The sequence below is a fragment of the Cupriavidus sp. H18C1 genome (assembly GCF_049311595.1).
In the GTDB taxonomy this organism is placed as follows: Bacteria; Pseudomonadota; Gammaproteobacteria; order Burkholderiales; family Burkholderiaceae; genus Cupriavidus; species Cupriavidus cauae.
In genome coordinates this window covers 1,499,072-1,518,625 of record NZ_CP186008.1, presented here as the reverse complement: position 1 = coordinate 1,518,625, position 19,554 = coordinate 1,499,072, and the positions used below count along the sequence as shown (strand labels likewise).

Sequence of the window (19,554 nt, the reverse complement as noted above, 5' to 3'; positions counted from 1 at the left end):
GCGGGAGAATTCAATCCGGCGCGGCAATCCAGCGTGTCGCGCATGGGCAATGGCGCAATCCAGGCCGCTTCAGCGCGAACCCGGAATGACAGCGGCCACAGCCGTCCCGCACGTGCGGACGCACGCGCTCCGACAGGTCACAATTCGTGGGGCGGCTATTGGTATTGTCGAGTGAAGGCGAAATGGAAGATTCGCGAAGCCACATTAACATGCCACTCGATCGGCAAAAACGGAATCAAATCTTCTTTTGATCAGAATCAAGAATGGCGAATTACGCGGCGCGTTTTTAGGTAAATATTTTTGGATTGTGATGCACGGGCATCGCGCGGTGGTCAGCTTGTGGCGAGCGTGGCCTGTGGGAGGTGGAGTGCGCCGGCGCGGTGGAAAAGACCCTGCGGCGCGGCCGCTGCGGCCGATCCTTTAGAATGCGGGCATCGCCGTGCGTTGCCTGCCAGTCCAAAAAGCAAGCGCCGCAGGAATCCCATCCCTGCGGCGCTTGCTTTTTTGTCCGGCTGTCGAAGGGGCCCGGTGCTACGGCCCCGTGCGGATGCCCGTGCTTTCGATCCATCCCATCCAGTACGAGAACAGGATGAACAGGAACAGCGCGATCGACAGCCCGACACGAACCGTCAGCGAACGGACCATATGCGCGCTCGACTTGCCGCGGTCACGCATCATGAAGAACAGGGCGGAGGCCAGGCTGGAGACGATCAGGATGAAGGCAATGACGATGACGATGCGCATGGCGGCGGTCGGGGCAATGGTGCGCCATTATCGCACCGGGTCTCCGCGGCCGTTCCCGGCGCCGCGGCCCTTGCAGCCGCTCCGGCCCTTCCCGCCGTTCCCGCGATGAAGCTGCTGCGCGCCCTGAGCCCCGTGCCCACGGTGGCGGCGCTGGTCGTCATCGCGGTGACCTGTGCGCTCGGCAACTGGCAGCTGGGCCGGGCGCACGACAAGATCGCGCGCGCCGAGCGGCTGCGCGCGCTGGCCGAGGCGCCGCCGCTGCGGATCGGCACGGCGCCGCCGCCGCTGCCCGCGCTTGATCTGGTCTCGCGCAAGGTGGTCGTGCGCGGCCGGTTCGATCCGGCCCACACCGTGCTGCTGGAAAACCGTCCGCACGGCAACGGGCAGGACAGCCGCTCCGGTTTCCTGGTGCTGACACCGCTGCGGCCCGACGACGCTACGGGGCTCGACGGCACGCACGCCGGCACGCACGCCGGCACCGGCACCGGCAGCAGCACTGGCACTGGTACTGGCACGCATGCCCCCCGCGCCGTGCTGGTGCTGCGCGGCTGGCTGCCGCGCGATGCGCAGGACCGCACCCGCATCGCGCCGTTTCCGACGCCCGAGGGCACGGTGACGCTGCAGGGCGTGGCACTGGCCGATGTGCCCAAGGTCTATCAGCTCGGCGGCCCCGATGCCCAGCGCGGCGAACGCATCCGGCAGAACCTGGACCTGGACGCCTTCGCCACCGAACTGGGTACGCCCCTGCAGCCCTTCGTGCTGCAGCAGCGCAGCGACACCGGCGATGGCCTGGCGCGCGACTGGGCCAGCGCCGACCTCGGCGTCGAGCGCCACTACGGCTATGCCTTTCAGTGGTATGGTCTGGCCGCGCTGACGCTGGTATTGCTGGTGGCGCTGACGTGGCGGCGTGCCCGGCGGCTCGCCATGCCCGCGGATGCCGGCGGGGCCACGGCCACGGCCCCCACGCGCGGTGCCCGCCACGACGATTAATCACTCCAACGACTATCCATGCCTTCCGATCCCGCCACGGCCAAGCCGGCCGCGCCGCAAGACTCCCGCAGCGATCCGCGCATCGATGCCCGCACGCGCCGGGGCCGGATCCAGATGCTGTTGCTGCTGCTGGTCTGCGCCTCGCCGGTCATCGCCTCGTATCTGACCTACTACGTGTTCCGGCCGGCCGGCGGGCAGACCAACTACGGCACGCTGATCGAGCCGCAGCGCCCGGCGCCGGCCGTGCGCGTGACCGACGAACGCGGCCAGCCGGTGCCGCTGCAGGACTTCAAGGGCAAATGGCTGCTGGTGTCGACCGACAGCGCCGCCTGCGACGAGGCCTGCGCGAAGCGGCTGTTCACGATCCGGCAGATCCGGGCCGGCCAGGGCAAGGAGCGCGAGCGCATCGTGCCGGTCTGGCTGGTCAGCGACGACGGGCCGATCGATCCGCGCCTGACGGCGGCCTACAACGAGCCCTATGCCGGCGTGCGCTTCCTGCGCATGGACCGCGAGCAGATCCGCGGCTGGCTGCCGCCGGCGGAAGGGCAGGCCGTCGAGGCGACGTTGTATCTGGTCGATCCGCTCGGCAATCTGATGATGCGGTTCCCGAAGGACCCGGACCCGAAGAAGGTGCATTCGGACCTCAGCCGCCTGCTCAAGTACAACCGCATCGGCTGATGGAGGGCCCATGCTGACTCAACTCGCCCTGATCGGCCTGCTGCTGGCGCTGCTGCCGCTCAGCTACGTGCTGGCCCGCGGCAGCCGCGACAAATACCGCAAGCTGGTCTGGATCACCGCCTTCCTGACGCTGGACCTGATCATGTTCGGCAGCTTCACCCGGCTGACCGACTCGGGCCTGGGCTGCCCCGACTGGCCCGGCTGCTACGGCCATTCGAACCCGTATGCCGCCGTCGAGCACATTCGCGCGGCCGAAACGGCGCTGCCGAGCGGGCCGGTGACCTGGGCCAAGGCCTGGATCGAGATGCTGCACCGCTACTTCGCCATGGCGGTCGGCGTGCTGATCATCGCGCTGGTGGTGCTGGCCTGGAGCAAGCGCCGCGAGCTGAAGCAGTCGCCGTGGTTCGCCACCGGCGTGCTGCTGCTGGTGTGCGTGCAGGGCGCGTTCGGCGCCTTCACGGTGACCATGAAGCTGCAGCCGATCATCGTGGTGACCCATCTGCTGCTGGGCATGGCGCTGCTGGCGGCGCTGATCTGGCTGGGCTCGCGCAGCGACCCGCCGCGCACGATCGCGCCGGCGGCAGCCGGCCTGCGCTGGCCGGGACGGATCGCGCTGGCGCTGCTGGTGATCCAGATCTTCCTCGGCGGCTGGGTCAGCACCAATTACGCGGTGCTGGCGTGCACCGACTTCCCGCTGTGCAATGGGCAATGGATCCCGGAGATGGACTTCCGCCATGGCTTCACGCTGTGGCGGCAGCTGGGCATGACGGCCGACGGCGACTACATCCCGCACTCGGCGCTGGTGGCGATCCACTGGGTGCACCGCGGCTTCGCGGTGGTCGTGCTGGGCTATCTGGCCTGGTTCGCGCTGCGCACCCGCCATTTCGCGCCGCTGGCGCGGGCCTCGCACTGGCTGCTGGCGGTGCTGGTACTGCAGTTGGCGACCGGTTTGTCGAACATCGTGCTGGATTGGCCGCTTTTGCCGGCAGTCGCCCATAATGGCGGCGCGGCGGTGCTGCTGATGCTGTTGGTCAGGCTCAATTACAATATAGGGCTCGCGACCCGTGCCGCCACCGCCGCGGCCCCCGGTTCATTCGATCGCGCCCCCGCTGCCGCCCCTGACGCCCCGGCTCCCGATGCCGCCGGCGCAAACCGCCCGGCCGACACGGCGCGCGCCTCATGAAAGACAAGACAGCTCCCGTGGCCACCACCGCTACCCAGACCCAGCAACCGCCCAGCCGGCTGCGCCACCTCGCCCGCCAGTACGCCGCGCTGACCAAGCCGCGCGTGACGCAGCTGGCGGTCTTCTGCGCCATCATCGGCATGTTCCTCGCCACGCCCGGCATGGTGCCGTGGCGCGTGCTGATCGGCGGCGCCGCCGGCATCTGGCTGCTGGCCGCCGGCGCCTTCGCGATCAACTGCCTGGTCGAGCAGAAGGTCGACGCGCTGATGCGCCGCACCGCGTGGCGCCCGTCGGCCACCGGCGAAATCGGCACCAGCCAGATCCTGGTGTTCTCGCTGGTGCTGGGCGGCGCCGGCATGTGGCTGCTGCACGTGTTCACCAACGACCTGACGATGTGGCTGACCTTTGCCACCTTCGTCGGCTATGCGGTGGTCTACACGATCCTGCTCAAGCCGGCCACGCCGCAGAACATCGTGATCGGCGGCCTGTCGGGCGCGATGCCGCCCGCGCTGGGCTGGGCCGCGGTGGCCGGAGACGTGCCCGCCGAGGCCTGGTTCCTGGTGCTGATCATCTTCACCTGGACCCCGCCGCACTTCTGGGCGCTGGCGCTGTACCGCCGCGCGGACTATGCGAAGTCGGGCCTGCCGATGCTGCCGATCACGCACGGCGAGCGCTTCACGCTGCTGCACATCCTGCTGTACACGCTGGTGATGATCGCGGCCACGCTGCTGCCCTTCGTCTACGGCATGAGCGGCTACATCTATCTGGCGGCGGCGCTGGTGCTGGGCGGCATCTTCCTTGCCTACGCGGGGAAGCTGTACCGACAGTACTCGGACGCGCTGGCGCAGCGCACCTTCCGCTTCTCGATCCTCTATCTGTCGCTGCTGTTCGCCGCGCTGCTGATCGACCACTACTTCAAGTTCGTGCCGCAGGCGTGATGGCGGCCGGGCCGCGACAAGATGTCGCGGCCACCGCCCGGTGCGCCGCGATCGGCGATACTAGCCGCTGCCGCCGGCGCGCCTGCCGCGCCACCTCAGGCCCCGGCACACGCAGACAAGCGCCGACAGGCCGCAAACGAAGCCGCCGATCAGTTGCGATAAGCACCAGCGAAGCCGCCAATAAGCGCCAATAAGCGCCAATAAGCCGCCTAAGCCGCCAACAAGTGGCCGACAAGCCCAAACCGAACCGATACCATGCGCACCGCCTCGTTTTCCTCGTCCGTCTTCCCCTTGCTGGCCAACCTGCGGCGCTTCCTGCTGGTCGCGCTGCTGGCGCTGGGCCTGGCCGCCTGCGGCCAGCAGAAGCCGACCTTCCAGAATATCGACGTGACCGGCGGCAGCGAATTCGGCAAGGACTTCAAGCTGACCGACCACACCGGCAAGCAGCGCACGCTGGCGGACTTCAAGGGCAAGGCGGTGGTGATGTTCTTCGGCTACACCCATTGCCCGGACGTCTGCCCGACCACGATGGTCGAGTGGAAGACCGTGATGGAGCAGCTCGGCCCCGACGCCGACCGCGTGCAGGTGCTGTTCATCACTGTTGACCCGGAGCGCGACACGCAGGCGCTGCTGGCCCAGTACGTGCCGGCCTTCGATCCGCGCTTCCTCGGCATGCGGCCCGCCGACGAGGCGATCGCTGCGCCAGCTGACCAAGGACTTCAAGGTGTTCTACGCCAAGGTGCCCGGCAGCGCGCCGGGCAACTATACGGTCGACCATTCGGCCGGCAGCTATGTGTTCGATCCGGAAGGGCGGCTGCGGCTGTTCATCCGCCATGGCCAGGGGACCGAGCCGATCGTCAAGGACATGAAGCAGCTGCTGTCCTGAGCGCCTCGATCGACCCGAGGGCTCAGGTCCTGAATCCTCACCTCCGGAGTCCTCAGGACCCGAGCCCTCAGGTCTCGCATGCTTGCGTCCCGAGTCCTCGGTACGGCGAGCTCAGCCCTTGTTGAAGATGCTGTAGAAGTCCGGTGCCCCGGCCTCGGTCACCGTCAGGTCCAGCGATCCTTCGATGTGCTCCAGATGCTCGCGCATCACCGCGCGGGCCGCGGCCTCGTCGCGCTTCTCGATCGCCGCGATCAGCTCGCGGTGCTCGTGCTCCGGGCAGGCCGGCGCGCCGGGCCGGTCGTACAGCGTGATGATCAGGCAGGTCAGCGAGACCATCTCGCGGATGACCTTCTCCAGGATGGCGTTGCCCGCCATTTCCGCCAGCAGGATGTGGAATTCCCCCGATAGCCGGATCACCGCGGCGCGGTCGCCGCGCGCGCGCGCCGCGTCCTCCTCCTGCGCGTGCCGCTGCAGGCTGCGGACCTTGGCCGGCGTCGCTTGGCGCGCCAGCGTGGCGGCCAGTTCGGGCTCGATGACCTGGCGCGTCTGGAACACCTGATGCGCTTCCTCGACCGTCGGGCTGGCGATGAAGGCGCCGCGGTTCGGCACCAGCGTCACCAGCTTCTCGTGCGCGAGCCGGGCGAACACCTGGCGGATGCGGGCGCGGCTGGCCCCGGTGACCTCGCACAGCCGCTCCTCGACCAGCTTGGTGCCGGCCAGCAGCCGGTGTTCCATGATGGCCGACAGCAGGCTCAGATAGATCGCCTCGGTGGCCGAAGCCTCGGCGGTGCCGTTCTCCGGGCCGTCGGCGGCGTTGGCAGCGGCGGCCTCGGCGGCGTCCATGCTGTGCGCGTCCTCAGCCGGCGAAGCGCCGCGGGAGGCCGTCCTGCGGGCGGCGGGTTTGCCGGCGGCGTTCTTGCGGGCGGCCGGCGTGGGCGCCGAGGCGGCGGCCGTCTTGCCGCCGGTCGGCTTGCGAAGTGATGACATTGTGACGATGCGCGGTGGACTTTGTCACCGCGATTGGCGACGAACGATCCGCATATCGTACACAAAGCGCGCGGCACCGGTCCGAAACGCCGCCGGGCGCGCGCACCGATGGAAGGATCGGGCCCGGCACCGCGACGATGCGCACAGCGTGCCGTCGAGCCATCCGCGCAGCAGCGTGCCATCCGGTCGTCCGCGCCGCGTGCCATCCAGCCATCCGCACCGCCCCTTCAGAGCGCCAGCGACAGATCGCCCTGTACGGCCGTCGCCATCGGCGCACGCGCCGATCCCGGATGGGGATGGGTCTCGATCCAGTGCCGCGCGATGTCGATCCGGCGCGCGATCCAGACCTTGTCGTGCGACTGCACGTAATCGAGAAAACGCTGCAGCGCGCGGAAACGCCCGGGCCGCCCGAGCAGCCGGCAATGCATGCCGATCGACAGCATCTTCGGCTGGTTCAGGCCCTGCGGATCGCCCTCGGCGTACAGCACGTCGAAGGCGTCCTTCAGGTACTGGAAGAACTGCTCGCCGGTGTTGAAGCCCTGCGGCGTGGCAAAGCGCATGTCGTTCGAGTCCAGCGTGTAGGGCACCACCAGATGCGGCTTCGTTTCGCCGTTGCTCGTCTGCACCTCGGTCCAGAACGGCAGGTCGTCGCCGTAGTAGTCCGAGTCGTAGACGAAGCCGCCGTGCTCGACCACCAGGCGCCGCGTGTTGGGGCTGTCGCGGCCGGTGTACCAGCCCAGCGGCGCGCTGCCGGTCAGCTCGCGGATGATCTGCATCGCGATGCGCATGTGCTCGCGCTCGGTGGCCTCGTCGATGTTCTGGTAATGGATCCAGCGCCAGCCGTGGCAGGCGATCTCGTGGCCCAGCTCGACGAAGGCGCGGGTCAGCTCGGGATGGCGCTGCAGGGCCATCGACACGCCGAAGATGGTCAGTGGCAGGCCGCGCTGCTCGAACTCGCGCAGGATGCGCCAGACGCCGGCGCGCGAGCCGTATTCGTAGATGCTCTCCATGCTCATGTGGCGGTCGGGGTAGGCCGCCGCGCCGACGATCTCGGAGAGGAACTGCTCGGAGGCCGCGTCGCCGTGCAGCACGCAGTTCTCGCCGCCTTCCTCGTAATTGAGCACGAACTGCAGCGCCACGCGGGCGCCGCCGGGCCAGCGGGCATGCGGCGGCTGCGCGCCGTACCCGATCAGGTCGCGGGGATAGGGGTTGGCCGGCATCGGCGCCGGCCGGCGAGCGGGAAGGGGAGAGCGAAGTGGACATGGTCTGCGGTAAGCGGAAATCGATGAAGGCGGCGCCTCAGTTGATCGCGAACGGCGCCAGCATGCCGGCGTAGGCCTTCGGCAAGGGCCTGGCCCAGTCGCCGCGCTTGCTCGTGCGCAGGCGGATCGCGACCAGCGACTCGACCATCTTGACCGCCGACACCACGCCGTCGATGACCGGCGCGCCGATCGCCTCGGAGATTTCCTCGCACAGGTCCGTCATGCCGGCGCAGCCGAGCACGATGCAGTCGCTGCGGTCCTGCGCCAGCGCCTGGCGGCACGATTCGGTGATGATGCGGCGCGCGTCCGAGCCCGGCCGCTCGAGCTCCAGCACCGGCAGATCGCAGGCGTGCACGTTGCGGCAGAAGCGTTCCATGCCGTAGCGCTCGGCCAGGTGCCACGCGATATTGCAGGTGCGCGCCAGCGTGGTGACCACGCTGAAACTGGTGCCGATCAGGCTGGCCATGTGCATGGCGGCCTCGGCGATGCCGATCACCGGCCCGCGCGCCATCTCCCGCGCCGCGTACAGCCCCGGATCGCCGAAGCAGGCGATCACGTAGCCGTCGACGCCATCGGCCTCGCCCAGCCGGACCTCCTCGAGGATGCCCGGCACCGACAGCGCCTCGTCATAGTGGCTCTCGATCGAGGCGGGACCCATGCGCGGGCTGACCGCGACGATGCGCGTGTCGGGCGAGGCCACGGTGCGGGCGCATTGGCCGATCTTGTCGGTCATGCTCTGCGTGGTATTGGGATTGATGATCTTCAGCTTCATGGCAAACGTCGGGTGGTCGGATCGTCGGGGTCGTCGAGGTCGTGAAGTCGTCGAGGTCGTCTGGTCGTCTGGTCGTCGGGTCGTGGTGGCGCGGCGTCAGGCGGCCGCGAAGAAGTGCGGCATCATGCGGCGCGCCAGCAGGCGGTACAGCACCAGCGCGATGCCCATGCCGATGAACCAGCTGTAGTTGGCCAGGCCCTGCCAGGCCGGCACTACCACGCACAGGATCGGAATGATCGCGGCCGGGATCATGGTGGCGATCGCCACCGGGTTGTAGCCCCGGGTGTACCAGTACTTGCCTTGCGGGCGCATCGTGTACAGGTCGTCGACGTCGACCTGCTGGCGGCGCACCAGGTAGTAGTCGGAGATCAGGATGCCGAACAGCGGCCCGATGAAGGCGCCCAGCACGTCCAGCGTGTAGTGGATGACCTGCGGGTTGTTGTACAGATTCCAGGGCGTGATGAAGATCGAGCCGACCGCGGCGATCATGCCGCCGGTGCGCCAGCTGATGTGCTTGGGCGAGACGTTGGAGAAGTCGAACGCCGGCGAGACGAAGTTGGCGACGATGTTGATGCCGATGGTGGCGATCATGAAGGTCAGCGCGCCCAGCACCATCGCGAAGGTGCTGTCGATATGGCTGACGGTCTCGACCGGATCGGTGATCAGCTTGCCGAACACCGGCAGCGTGGCCGAGGTGGTGATCACGGTCAGCAGCGAGAAGCCGAGGAAGTTGATCGGCAGCCCCCCAGAAGTTGCCCTTGCGCACCGCGCCGAAGTTCTTCGCGTAGCGCGAGAAGTCGCCGAAGTTCAGCATCGGGCCGGAGAAGTACGAGACCACCAGCGCGATCGCGGTCAGCATCACCGGCACCGCTTCCCAGCCGCTGTACTTGACGAAGCTCAGCGTGAAGCTGACGTTGCTCCAGCCCGCCTTGTTCACCAGCCAGATCGCCAGCAGGATCATCACCACATAGACCGCGGGGCCGGCCCAGTCGATGAACTTGCGGATGGTCTCCATGCCGGTCCAGAACACCAGCGCCTGCAGCACCCACAGCGTCATGAAGGCCGCCCAGCCCAGCGTCGACAGCCCGGCGAAGCCATGCAGCTTGACGTCGGCATAGGGTGCCAGCGACGGGAAGAAATGCAGCGCCAGCACCAGGAAGGCCGACGAGGCCAGGTAGGTCTGGATGCCGTACCACGCCACGGCGATCAGGCCACGGATCACCGCGGGGATGTTGGCGCCGAGCACGCCGAACGAGGCGCGGCAGATCACCGGATACGGCGTGCCGGTGACCTGGCTGGGCTTGGCCACCAGGTTGCAGAAGAACTGCACGATGACGATGCCGACCAGCAGCGCCGCCAGCACCTGCCAGCTGGTCAGGCCCAGCGCGAACAGGCTGCCGGCGGTGATATAGCCGCCGACGCTGTGCACGTCCGACATCCAGAAGGCGAAGATGTTGTACGTGCTCCAGGTCTGCTTCTTCAGCGGCGCCAGGTCTTCGTTGGTCAGCCGTTCGTCGTACGACGGCTTGATCAGCGCGTTGCCATGGTGGACGGACGCGCTGTCCTGCAGCTCGGCGGCGGCAGGCGCGGTGGTGTGCATCATGCTTGTCTCCTCAAGGCGATGCCATGCGGTGGCCGGCGCGCGGGCGCGCCGGGCGGGCGGTGTGGATCGAATGGATCGGGAATCCGCTCTCAGGATTTCTTTGTAGACAAGATTGTCTACAAAATCGTTTGTAGTTGTGTACGGATTTGTAGATCACGGCTCGGTGATTGTCAACATCACGGCGGACGGATGCGGGCAAACCCCGAGGAGGGGCGGCGCGTGGGTGCGGCGCGGGGCCGCGCGGGTGGCGTGGGGGGCGTCGGAGGGCGGTGGTGGCGGAATGCGGTGGCGGGAGGCGGTGGCGAGAGGCGGGAGGCGGGAGGCGGGATGCGGGAGGCGGGAGGCGGGAGGCGGGAGGCGAGAGGCGAGAGGCGAGAGGCGAGAGGCGAGAGGCGAGAGGCGAGAGGCGAGAGACGGGAGGCGAGAGGCGAGAGGCGAGAGGCGGGAGGCGGGAGGCGAGAGGCGAGAGGCGAGAGGCGAGAGACGGGAGGCGAGAGGCGAGAGGCGGGAGGCGGGAGGCAAAGAAAAGGGCCGGGTCCTTGCGGAACCCGGCCCTTCCCGCCGCCGTCCCCGCGCATGCGGGGGCCCGGCGGCTTACGGCTTGCTGCTTGCCTCGGCGTCCATCACGCAAACGCCTGCAGCGCGCCCTTCATCTTCTTCATCGCGGCGGACTCGATCTGGCGGATGCGCTCGGCCGAGACGCCGAACTCGTCGGCCAGCTCATGCAGCGTGGCGCCGCCCGAGCCGTCGTCGTTGACCTGCAGCCAGCGCGCCTCGATGATGCGGCGGCTGCGCGGATCGAGCTTGGTCAGCGCCTGCTCCAGGCCTTCCACCTGCATCCGGTCCTGGCGCTTGGCCTCGAGCACGCGGGTCGGCTCGTTATGGTTGTCGGCCAGGTAGGCGATCGGAGCGAACTCCTCCTCGCCGTCGTCGACCTGGCCCTCCAGCGCCAGGTCGCCGCCCGACAGGCGGGTTTCCATCTCCATCACTTCTTCGGGCTTGACGTTCAGCTCGCGGGCGACCGCGTCGATCTCGTCCGGCGTGAAGGTATGGGCGCCCTGCTTGTGGCTGCGCAGGTTGAAGAACAGCTTGCGCTGGGCCTTGGTCGTGGCGACCTTGACCATGCGCCAGTTGCGCAGCACGTACTCGTGGATCTCCGCCTTTATCCAGTGGATCGCGTACGACACCAGGCGCACGCCCTGATCCGGGTCGAAGCGCTTGACGGCCTTCATCAGGCCGATATTGCCTTCCTGGATCAGGTCCGCGTGCGGCAGGCCGTAGCCCAGATACTGGCGTGCGATCGACACGACGAGACGCAGGTGGGACATCACCAGCCGGCGGGCGGCCTCGACCGAGTCGTGGTCGCGCAGCTCGCGCGCGAGCCGCTGCTCCTCCTCGGCGGTGAGCATCGGAATTCGGTGGACAGCCTGGATATAGCTGTCGAGATTGCCCAGCCCGGCGGGCAGGGTCAGGGCCATGCTGTTGGCGCGCTGGGGCACCATCGGCAGGGTGTTGTTCATGGTGATCGAATCGGCAGACAGGACTGCGTTCACTCAGGGCTCCTTTCGCATCCGGCGGGCGGCGTGCCCGCGTGCCGGAAGCATCATCGGCGTTGTTGCCGGCGCTTCCCACACTGCAATGCAACGCATATTAGCACTCCATCCGGGTGAGTGCTAATTGGAGTCCGGCTCGCGGCGATAGTTCCAGGATATCGGAGAAAATGTTTCATAGCAGTCTACGTTGCCTGGAAGTCGCCCGGTAATCGCCCCGTGATCGCCCGGTGATCTCCCGGACATCGCCCGGACATCGCCCGGACATCGCCCGGACATCGCCCGGAAACGGCTCCGAAGCGCCCGGGTATCGCGCAGGTACCGCCGAGGTATCGCCGCGGAGACGGACACAAGTTCGTTAGAGGGCCGGCGTCGGCCGGGGTTCTGTGCAGGGACCATGCCATACGCCGCAAGGGCTACACTTGCCAGCATTGCGTCGATCCGCCCACGTCCTCGGAGTGTCAGCCATGTCCGCCATTGAACATTTGTTGAAACCGCATGTAAGAGATATCGGCGACTTCTCGGTGCGGCGTGTGCTGCCTTCCGCCGCCGCCCAGACCGTGGGGCCGTTCATCTTCTTCGACCATATGGGCCCGGTCGAACTGCCGCCCGGCCACGGTATGGATGTGCGTCCTCATCCGCATATTGGCCTTGCCACCGTGACCTATCTGTTCGAAGGCGAAATCGTCCATCGCGACAGCGTCGGCAGCGAACAGACGATCCGGCCTGGCGACGTCAACTGGATGACCGCCGGCAGCGGCATTGTCCATTCGGAGCGCTCGCCGCAGGCCGCCCGGGACGCCGGCCCGCGGCTGCATGGCATCCAGACCTGGGTGGCGCTGCCGCGCGAGCACGAGACCGTCGCGCCGTCGTTCTTCCACCATCCGGCGGCGACGCTGCCGCAACTGGTCCATGGCGGCGCCCGCATCACCGTGATCGCCGGCGACGCTTTTGGGGCGCGCTCGCCGGTGCAGGTGTTCAGCCGCACGCTCTATGCGGCGCTGGAACTGGACGCCGGCGCCAGCCTGGCGATTCCGCCCGAGCACGAACAGCGCGGCCTGTATCTGGTCGACGGCGCCGCCGCGATAGAGGGCACCCCGCTGCCGGCGGAGCATCTGGCGGTGCTGACGCCCGGTGCGGAGGCCACCGTCACGGCGCTGGAGCCGTCGCGCCTGATGCTGCTCGGCGGCGAGCCGGTCGACGGCCGGCGGCATATCTTCTGGAATTTCGTCGCCAGCAGCCGCGAGGCGATCGAGGAGGCGGCGCGGCGCTGGGAGAACGACGAATTCCCGCACGTGCCGGGCGAGACCGAGCGCATTCCGCTGCCGCCGCGGCGGGTCTGAACGAGGGGCGAGGGCCCAACTCTTCCGCGCGCCGGAAAGGGGTCAGGGAGACGGGCCGGGGCAGAGGCGAAGGGAAATTCCGCTACAGCGGACTGACCCAGCTGACCCGCGCGCTCTCCCGCAGGCAGCCGCGGATCGTCTCGATCTGCGTGGCGATCGGCGCCGGCACCGGCACGGCGCCGGACAGCACCTGGCGGATCCACGCCGCCGTCAGCGCCACGTCGGTGCCCGGCGGCAGCGCCGGCACGTCGGCGACCGAGCCCGACATCGGATCCACCAGCGTGCGCTGATGGCCGTCGTGCAGCCAGTCGATGCGGCTGCCGCGGCGGGCGTCGGCCACCACCTCGCCCTCGGTGCCGCGCGCCAGCAGCACGTTGGCCGGCTCGTGCGAGAAGTAGTCCGTCAGCGTTTCGCGGTATTCCGGGTGGGTGTAGCTGTACAGCCGCAGCGCCTCGGCCGGCGTATGCGCCCCGACCGGCTGCAGCATCTTGACGATGGTGTGCGAGGAATTGCGCAGCCCGATCACGGTGCGCTTGTCGAGCAGCGCCGACAGGGCCGGCGACAGCACGTCGATCGGCAGCACGGCCAGCGGGCCGGGATCGGCATCGCCGCCGCCACCGGGCTGCGCGAGCCGCCGCGCGGCTTCGTCCACCGTCGCGCACGGCGGGATCCCCAAGGCCTCGAACAGCATGATGCTGGTGACCCGCTGATTGAATTCGCGCGTGCCATGCACCAGCACCGGGATGCCCTCGCGCGCCAGCAGCAGCGCGAGCAGCGGCACCAGATTGGGCTGCTTGCGGGCACCGTTGTAGCTGGGAATCACCACCACCTGGCGCTCCGGCGCCGGCAGCGGCAGGCAATGCGCATGCGCGGCCTCCAGCATGCCGGCCAGCTCGTGCGGCGCCTCGCCCTTGATCCGGTACGCCATCAGCACGGCGCCCAGCTCGAGGTCCGAGACGCGTCCGGACAGCATCGCATCGAACAGCAGGCGCGCATCGTCGCGCGGCAGGGCGCGTGCCCCGGCGACGCCGCGGCCGATTTCCTTGATATAGGGCGCCGCGGAAAAAGCGGACGAGGTGTCGTGGCGGTCAGTGGGCATGTCGGTGTGCTAAGGGCAGTACGGTAAGGGCGGTGCGCAAGGGTAGTGCGAGGGCAATGCGCGCCCACTGCAATAACGGCAATGCGGTAACGGCGGTGCGGCAAGGGCGGTGCGGCAAGGGCGGCCGGTGAGGGCGCTTCCGGCCGATGATAGCGCGATACGCGCACACGGCTCGCCGGGCCGCCTCAGGCCCTGATCGCGAAGCCATCGGCATAGGCCTTCGGGTCCCGGCTGGCGTCCCACACCACGCCGTCCATCAGCTTCGCCGTGCGGAAGTCGCTCGCGGGCAGTGCCACCTGCGCGGCCGCGGCCGCCTGCCGGTAGACGTCGATCCGATTGACCTTGCGCGCCACCGCGAGATAGTCGGGGTGTTCCTTCAGCAGTCCCCAGCGCTTGTGTTGCGTCAGGAACCACATGCCGTCGGACAGGTAGGGATAGTTGGCCTCGCCGTCCCCGTGGAACCGCATCGCCTCGGGGTCGTCCCAGGTCCTGCCCAGACCGTTGGCATAGCGGCCCAGCATGCGGTCGAGGATCAGGTCCGTGTCGGTGTCGACATAGGACGGCGCGGCAATGGTCTCGGCGGTCCGGCGCCGGTTCGACGCCGATGCGTCGATGAAGCGCGAGGCCTCCAGCACCGCCGCCACCATCGCGCGCGCGGTGTTCGGATACCGCTGCACGAACTCGGCGGTAGTGCCCAGCGTCTTCTCCGGATGGTCGCGCCAGATGCCCTGCGTGGTCTCGGCGGTGAAGCCGATGCGATCCGCGATCGCGCGTGCGTGCCACGGCTCGCCGGCGCAGAAGCCGTCCATGTGGCCGACCCGCATATTGGCCACCATCTGCGGCGGCGGCACGGTGATCGCGCGGGCCTCCCGCAGCGGATCGATGCCGTTGGCCGCCAGCCAGTAGTACAGCCACATCGCATGCGTGCCGGTGGGGGAAGGTCTGCGCGAAGGTGTACTGGCGCGGCTCGCGCGTCATGTAGGCACGCAGGCTGGCGCCGTCCCTGACACCCTTGTCGGCCAGCTTCGCCGACAGCGAGATCGCCTGTCCGTTGTGGTTCAGGTTCATCAGCACCGCCATGTCCTTCCTTGGTCCGCCGATGCCCAGCTGCACGCCATAGACGAGGCCATACAGCACGTGCGCGGCATCGAGCTCGCCGTTGACCAGCTTGTCGCGCACGCCGGCCCACGAGGCCTCCCGGGTCGGCGTGATGCGGATGCCGTGCTTGCGGTCCAGCCCGAGCGCGGCGGCCATCACCACCGAGGCGCAATCGGTCAGCGGGATGAAGCCGATGCGGACCTCGGGCTTCTCGGGCGCATCCGAGCCGGCCGCCCACGCACCGGCGCGCACCGCGGGATCGACGAGCGTCATCACGCTGGTGCCCGCAGCGGTGGTCGGTGCGCGGCGACGGCGCTGGCTGGCGGGCGGCGCGTCGGCGCCGTGGCCCACGGCATCGGCAGCGAGGGCCGGGCGCCTGGGTTTGTCGGGACTGGGGCGAGAGGGCATGCAGGCTCCTGAAGAAAAGCGGCCACGGGCGTCCTAGCCCATCACGTCGATCACGCGCTGGGCGGCGTCGATCAGCTTGAGGCCGCGCTCCATCGCCATCGTGCGCAGGCGCTTGTAGGCCTCGTCCTCGCTGAGGCCGCGCGCCTGCATCAGCAGGCCCTTGGCGCGCTCGACGAGCTTGCGCTCGGTCAGCTTCAGCCGGGTCGCATCGAGCTCCGCGCGCAGCGCCTGGTCGAGCTGGAAGCGCGCGTAGGCGACGTCGAGCACGGTCTTGACCCGCTCGGCGCGCAGGCCGTCGACGATATAGGCGGTGATGCCGGCCGTCAGCGCGGCCTTGATGCGGTCGGCGTCGTCGTTGTCGGTAAACAGCACGATCGGGCGCGGCGCATGTTGGGTCGATACGCAGACGTGCTCGACCGTGTCGCGCGCGGCCGACTCCGACGCGATGATGATCAGGTCCGGCTGCCGCGCGGCGATGGCGTCGGGCAGTGCCAAGTCCGCGTCCACCGTCTCGACCTCGCTGAAGCCGGCCGCGGCCAGCCCCGCGCGGATCGTGTCGACGTTCAGCGGATCGGCGTCGAGCGGATCGCGCACCAGCAGGATGCGCAGCGGCCGCCCGGCCGTAGTCGGGGCGGCCGCTGCGGAAGCCCGGGGGCGGCCGATGGTACGGCGTTTGCTGCGGCCGATGCTGCGGCCGACGGAGCGGCTGCCGGAGCGGCTGACGATGCGGAACGCGCGGGCGAGGGAGGGGACGGGCGGCGATTCATGGTTCGGTCAGGCGACGGCCGACGTTCGGTGGTCGGCTTGCTCGCCGGCTTTCTGTGGCCTTCTGTGGCCTTGTATGGCCGCATGGGCGGCCGATGTCTGCCCCTGCCTTCATGCAAGAATCACGCCGGGTTTTGGGGCGTAGCCTTGCCCCGCGATGGGGCGGCCGGTGTATGCTGATGCCCTGCCGCGGGGCCCCGGGCGCCCCCGACGCGACCCGCAGGCCTTCGCCGCGCACCCTCGCGGGCCGGTCCCGCGCTGCGCTCGCCGCACCGCCCGGACCACCCTCCGATATCCATTCCAGAATCCATCCAGTGGAGAGATGCATGACCGAGGAGTTCGTATTCCAACCCCCCGCGCCCACCGGCGTGCCGGTGCGCGGCAGCAGCGCGCGTTTCCCGGTGCGGCGGGTCTACTGCGTCGGGCGCAACTACGCCGCCCACGCACGCGAGATGGGATCGGACCCGGACCGCGAACCGCCGTTCTTCTTCTGCAAGCCCAGCGATGCGGTCAGCCCGATCGCCGACGGCGTCGAGGGCACGTTCCCGTATCCGCCGGGCTCGAACAACGTGCACTACGAAGTCGAGCTGGTGGTCGCGATCGGCAAGGGCGGCCGCGACATCCCGGTCGAGCAGGCCGCCTCTCACGTGTTCGGCTATGCGGTGGGCCTGGACACGACGCGCCGCGACCTGCAGAACGAATCGAAGAAGACCGGGCGCCCCTGGGAGACCGGCAAGGCGTTCGACCATTCGGCGCCGATCGGCCCGATCGTGCCGGTGCAGGCCATCGGCCATCCCGAGCGCGGCGCGGTGACGCTGGCCGTCAACGGCGCGGAGAAGCAGCGCGGCGACCTGTCGGACCTGATCTGGTCGGTGCCGGAGATGGTGTCGTATCTGTCGAAGCTGTTCGAGCTGCAGCCGGGCGACCTGATCTATAGTGGCACGCCCGAGGGCGTGGGCCCGGTGGTCAAGGGCGATCGCATGCAATGCGCGATCGAAGGCGTGGGCGAACTGTCGGTCAAGGTGGTCTGAAGCGATGCTCAAGCTCTACAGCTATTTCCGTAGTTCCGCGGCGTTCCGCGTGCGCATCGCGCTGGCGCTCAAGGGCCTGCCCTTCGAATACGTGCCGGTGCATCTGCTCAAGGATGGCGGCCAGCAACTGAGCGAGCAATACCGCGCGCTGAACGCCAATGCGCTGGTGCCGACGCTGCTCGACGACGACCACGCGCTGTCTCAGTCGATGGCGATCGTCGAATACCTGGACGAGACCCATCCCGAGCCCGCGCTGCTGCCCGGCACGGCGCTGGACCGCGCCTACGTGCGCGCGCTGGCGCAGTCGATCGCCTGCGAGATCCATCCGCTGAACAACCTGCGCGTGCTCAAGTACCTGAAGCACACGCTCGGTGTCAGCGAGGAAGCGAAGGACGCCTGGTACCGCCACTGGATCGAGATCGGCTTCGACGGCCTCGAGGCCACGTTGACGCGCGAGGGCAAGGCGGGCCGCTTCTGCTTCGGCGATACGCCGACGCTGGCCGATATCTGCCTGGTGCCGCAGGTCTTCAACGCGCAGCGCTTCCAGGTCGATCTGGAGCCCTATCCGACCATCGTGCGGATCTTCGAGGCGTGCATGGCGCTGCCGGCGTTCCAGCAGGCCGCACCGAAGGCGCAGCCCGACGCGGAATAGCCGACGCCGCCAGGCGAAGGGACGTCAATGAAGAACGGGCGCCGCTGTTTCCAGCGGCGCCCGTTTTTATTTGCCGTCGCGCTTGACGCGCGATCAATCGCCGAGCAGGGCCCGCGCGAACTCGTCGGCCTTGAACGGCTGCAGGTCCTCGACCTTTTCGCCGACGCCGATGAAGTAGACCGGCACCGGGCGCTGGCGCGCGATCGCGGCCAGGATGCCGCCCTTGGCGGTGCCGTCCAGCTTGGTCACGATCAGGCCGGTCAGCTGCAGCGCATCATCGAAGGCCTTGACCTGCGCCAGCGCGTTCTGCCCGGTGTTGGCGTCGATCACCAGCAGCGCTTCATGCGGCGCGGTGGGCATCGCCTTGCCGATCACGCGCTTGACCTTCTTCAGTTCTTCCATCAGATGCAGCTGCGTCGGCAGGCGGCCGGCGGTGTCCGCCATCACGATATCGACGCCGCGCGCGCGCCGCGTTGACCGCGTCGAAGATCACCGCGGCCGGATCGCCGCTCTCCTGCGAGACCACGGTGACGTTGTTGCGCTCGCCCCAGATCGTCAGCTGCTCGCGCGCCGCCGCGCGGAAGGTATCGCCCGCGGCCAGCAGCACCGACTGGCCGTAGTGCTGGAAGTGCTTGCACAGCTTGCCGATGCTGGTGGTCTTGCCGGCGCCGTTGACGCCCGCGATCATCATCACCATGGGCTGCTCGCGGCCGAGCTCCATGGTCTTTTCGAGCGGACGCAGCAGTTCCGTCAGCAGATCGCGCAGCGCGACCCGCACGCCCTCGGCGGTGTCGATCCGCTCGCTCTTGATGCGGCGGCGCAGCTCGCCCAGCAGGTATTCGGTGGCCTCGACGCCGGCATCGGCCATCAGCAGCGCCGTTTCCAATTCCTCGAACAGCGCCTCGTCGACCTTGACGCCGACGAACAGCGTGCTGATGCCGCGGCTGGTCTTCGACAGGCCGGTGCGCAGCCGCTGCATCCAGCCGCGCTTGGCTTCCTCGCTCGGCGGCGGCACCGGGACCAGCACCATCTCGTCGTCATCGTCGCCATCCTCGCCATCGTCGCGCTCCGTGGCGACGGGCGCGGGCGGGGACAGCGGCGCGGCCTGGGGTGGCGTGGCGGGGACCGGTTGGGGCGCGAGAGCGCCCGCCGGTTGTGGTGCAGCTTGGGGAGCCGCTTGTGGTGCTACTTGTGGTGCTACTTGCGGCTGCGAACGAGGTTCGGGTTGGGGCTCGGGTTGTGGCTCAGGCTCGGGCTCTCGCTGCGGCTCCGCCTGCGGCAAAACCTGCGGAGCCTCTTCCGCCGCCGGCCGCGAGGAACGCGTGAACCAGGACAGTGGAGACAGTCGGGACGGTGCGGGCTTGGCTTCGGCGGCCGCTGGGGTGGTCTCGATCGGCGGCTCGATCGGCGCGGGAGGCGCCACCGTTTCCGGCTGCGGCGGTGCGGCGCTGACCGGCGGCGCTTCGGCGGCCGGTGCCTCGGCCGGCTCGGCCTTGCGCTTCTTCCAGAAACTAAACATTGGGAAGGGGTCCATACCCCGGTAGAATCAATCGCCAAAATTCTAG

Annotated in this window: 14 protein-coding genes and 4 pseudogenes; 8 read left to right on the top strand and 10 right to left on the bottom strand. The window is 68.7% G+C overall.

Going from position 1 to position 19,554, the window contains the following annotated elements:
* Positions 1–531: 531 nt before the first annotated feature.
* Positions 532–744 carry a twin transmembrane helix small protein gene (locus tag OJJOAM_RS07130; protein WP_006577163.1) on the bottom strand — a complete coding sequence of 71 codons (213 nt, stop codon included), beginning with the start codon at positions 742–744 and terminating at the stop codon, positions 532–534.
* A 105-nt stretch (positions 745–849) separates the two neighbouring features.
* Between OJJOAM_RS07130 and OJJOAM_RS07125 the strand changes: the two genes are divergently transcribed.
* From OJJOAM_RS07125 to OJJOAM_RS07105, 5 genes and pseudogenes are all read left to right on the top strand, one after another.
* The gene (locus OJJOAM_RS07125) at positions 850–1,734 is read left to right on the top strand and encodes an SURF1 family protein (RefSeq protein ID WP_422649331.1); all 885 of its coding nucleotides are present in this window, start codon (positions 850–852) and stop codon (positions 1,732–1,734) included.
* Between the two features lie 18 nt (positions 1,735–1,752).
* On the top strand, positions 1,753–2,412 hold the full coding sequence (locus OJJOAM_RS07120) for an SCO family protein (RefSeq protein ID WP_422649330.1): 660 nt from the start codon (positions 1,753–1,755) through the stop codon (positions 2,410–2,412).
* Positions 2,413–2,422: 10 nt separating this feature from the next.
* A complete protein-coding gene (locus OJJOAM_RS07115; RefSeq protein ID WP_422649329.1) occupies positions 2,423–3,595 on the top strand; it encodes a COX15/CtaA family protein in 1,173 nt (390 codons plus the stop codon).
* Positions 3,592–4,533 carry a heme o synthase gene (locus tag OJJOAM_RS07110; RefSeq protein ID WP_422649328.1) on the top strand — a complete coding sequence of 314 codons (942 nt, stop codon included), beginning with the start codon at positions 3,592–3,594 and terminating at the stop codon, positions 4,531–4,533. Before OJJOAM_RS07115 ends, OJJOAM_RS07110 begins: the two co-directional genes overlap by 4 nt.
* 255 nt (positions 4,534–4,788) lie before the next feature.
* Positions 4,789–5,419: pseudogene (locus OJJOAM_RS07105) on the top strand (SCO family protein).
* A 111-nt stretch (positions 5,420–5,530) separates the two neighbouring features.
* On the opposite strand, the gene OJJOAM_RS07100 reads toward OJJOAM_RS07105, so the two are convergent.
* From OJJOAM_RS07100 to rpoH, 5 genes and pseudogenes are all read right to left on the bottom strand, one after another.
* Positions 5,531–6,406: a GntR family transcriptional regulator gene (locus tag OJJOAM_RS07100; RefSeq protein WP_422649327.1), complete on the bottom strand. Its 876-nt coding sequence runs from the start codon at positions 6,404–6,406 to the stop codon at positions 5,531–5,533.
* A gap of 227 nt (positions 6,407–6,633) precedes the next feature.
* The gene (puuE, locus tag OJJOAM_RS07095) at positions 6,634–7,626 is read right to left on the bottom strand and encodes an allantoinase PuuE (RefSeq protein ID WP_422649326.1); all 993 of its coding nucleotides are present in this window, start codon (positions 7,624–7,626) and stop codon (positions 6,634–6,636) included.
* A 79-nt stretch (positions 7,627–7,705) separates the two neighbouring features.
* Positions 7,706–8,440 carry an aspartate/glutamate racemase family protein gene (locus OJJOAM_RS07090; RefSeq protein WP_422649325.1) on the bottom strand — a complete coding sequence of 245 codons (735 nt, stop codon included), beginning with the start codon at positions 8,438–8,440 and terminating at the stop codon, positions 7,706–7,708.
* A gap of 96 nt (positions 8,441–8,536) precedes the next feature.
* Positions 8,537–10,043 (bottom strand): annotated as a pseudogene (locus OJJOAM_RS07085) (NCS1 family nucleobase:cation symporter-1).
* A 623-nt stretch (positions 10,044–10,666) separates the two neighbouring features.
* Positions 10,667–11,563: an RNA polymerase sigma factor RpoH gene (gene rpoH / locus OJJOAM_RS07080; RefSeq protein WP_023263656.1), complete on the bottom strand. Its 897-nt coding sequence runs from the start codon at positions 11,561–11,563 to the stop codon at positions 10,667–10,669.
* A 497-nt stretch (positions 11,564–12,060) separates the two neighbouring features.
* On the opposite strand from rpoH, the gene OJJOAM_RS07075 reads away from it, so the two are divergent.
* Positions 12,061–12,936: a pirin family protein gene (locus OJJOAM_RS07075; RefSeq protein WP_422649324.1), complete on the top strand. Its 876-nt coding sequence runs from the start codon at positions 12,061–12,063 to the stop codon at positions 12,934–12,936.
* 82 nt (positions 12,937–13,018) lie between these two features.
* Here the strand turns inward: OJJOAM_RS07075 and ybiB are convergent, their stop codons facing one another.
* The 3 genes and pseudogenes from ybiB to OJJOAM_RS07060 form a co-directional block, all read right to left on the bottom strand.
* Positions 13,019–14,035, bottom strand: a complete 1,017-nt coding sequence (gene ybiB, locus OJJOAM_RS07070; protein WP_422649323.1) for a DNA-binding protein YbiB — start codon at positions 14,033–14,035, stop codon at positions 13,019–13,021.
* Between the two features lie 185 nt (positions 14,036–14,220).
* Positions 14,221–15,541, bottom strand: a pseudogene (locus OJJOAM_RS07065) (CmpA/NrtA family ABC transporter substrate-binding protein).
* Between the two features lie 33 nt (positions 15,542–15,574).
* Complete coding sequence (locus OJJOAM_RS07060; protein ID WP_422649322.1) at positions 15,575–16,135, bottom strand: ANTAR domain-containing response regulator; 561 nt, start codon at positions 16,133–16,135, stop codon at positions 15,575–15,577.
* Between the two features lie 497 nt (positions 16,136–16,632).
* On the opposite strand from OJJOAM_RS07060, the gene OJJOAM_RS07055 reads away from it, so the two are divergent.
* Both OJJOAM_RS07055 and maiA read left to right on the top strand, forming a co-directional pair.
* On the top strand, positions 16,633–17,337 hold the full coding sequence (locus tag OJJOAM_RS07055) for a fumarylacetoacetate hydrolase family protein (RefSeq protein WP_422649321.1): 705 nt from the start codon (positions 16,633–16,635) through the stop codon (positions 17,335–17,337).
* Between the two features lie 4 nt (positions 17,338–17,341).
* Positions 17,342–17,989 (top strand): maleylacetoacetate isomerase, encoded by a 648-nt coding sequence (gene maiA / locus OJJOAM_RS07050; protein ID WP_422649320.1) that lies wholly within the window; start codon positions 17,342–17,344, stop codon positions 17,987–17,989.
* A gap of 93 nt (positions 17,990–18,082) precedes the next feature.
* Here maiA and ftsY read toward each other — a convergent pair.
* Positions 18,083–19,508, bottom strand: a pseudogene (ftsY, locus tag OJJOAM_RS07045) (signal recognition particle-docking protein FtsY).
* Positions 19,509–19,554 lie beyond the last annotated feature (46 nt).

Excerpts from the sequence above, each read along its gene's own strand:
- maiA (WP_422649320.1), top strand. The coding sequence starts at position 17,342 with ATGCTCAAGCTCTACAGCTATTTCCGTAGTTCCGCGGCGTTCCGCGTG.
- OJJOAM_RS07055 (WP_422649321.1), top strand. The coding sequence starts at position 16,633 with ATGACCGAGGAGTTCGTATTCCAACCCCCCGCGCCCACCGGCGTGCCG.
- OJJOAM_RS07115 (WP_422649329.1), top strand. The coding sequence starts at position 2,423 with ATGCTGACTCAACTCGCCCTGATCGGCCTGCTGCTGGCGCTGCTGCCG.
- OJJOAM_RS07100 (WP_422649327.1), bottom strand. The coding sequence starts at position 6,406 with ATGTCATCACTTCGCAAGCCGACCGGCGGCAAGACGGCCGCCGCCTCG.
- OJJOAM_RS07125 (WP_422649331.1), top strand. The coding sequence starts at position 850 with ATGAAGCTGCTGCGCGCCCTGAGCCCCGTGCCCACGGTGGCGGCGCTG.
- OJJOAM_RS07120 (WP_422649330.1), top strand. The coding sequence starts at position 1,753 with ATGCCTTCCGATCCCGCCACGGCCAAGCCGGCCGCGCCGCAAGACTCC.
- ybiB (WP_422649323.1), bottom strand. The coding sequence starts at position 14,035 with ATGCCCACTGACCGCCACGACACCTCGTCCGCTTTTTCCGCGGCGCCC.
- OJJOAM_RS07075 (WP_422649324.1), top strand. The coding sequence starts at position 12,061 with ATGTCCGCCATTGAACATTTGTTGAAACCGCATGTAAGAGATATCGGC.
- OJJOAM_RS07130 (WP_006577163.1), bottom strand. The coding sequence starts at position 744 with ATGCGCATCGTCATCGTCATTGCCTTCATCCTGATCGTCTCCAGCCTG.
- OJJOAM_RS07110 (WP_422649328.1), top strand. The coding sequence starts at position 3,592 with ATGAAAGACAAGACAGCTCCCGTGGCCACCACCGCTACCCAGACCCAG.
- rpoH (WP_023263656.1), bottom strand. The coding sequence starts at position 11,563 with ATGAACAACACCCTGCCGATGGTGCCCCAGCGCGCCAACAGCATGGCC.
- puuE (WP_422649326.1), bottom strand. The coding sequence starts at position 7,626 with ATGCCGGCCAACCCCTATCCCCGCGACCTGATCGGGTACGGCGCGCAG.
- OJJOAM_RS07090 (WP_422649325.1), bottom strand. The coding sequence starts at position 8,440 with ATGAAGCTGAAGATCATCAATCCCAATACCACGCAGAGCATGACCGAC.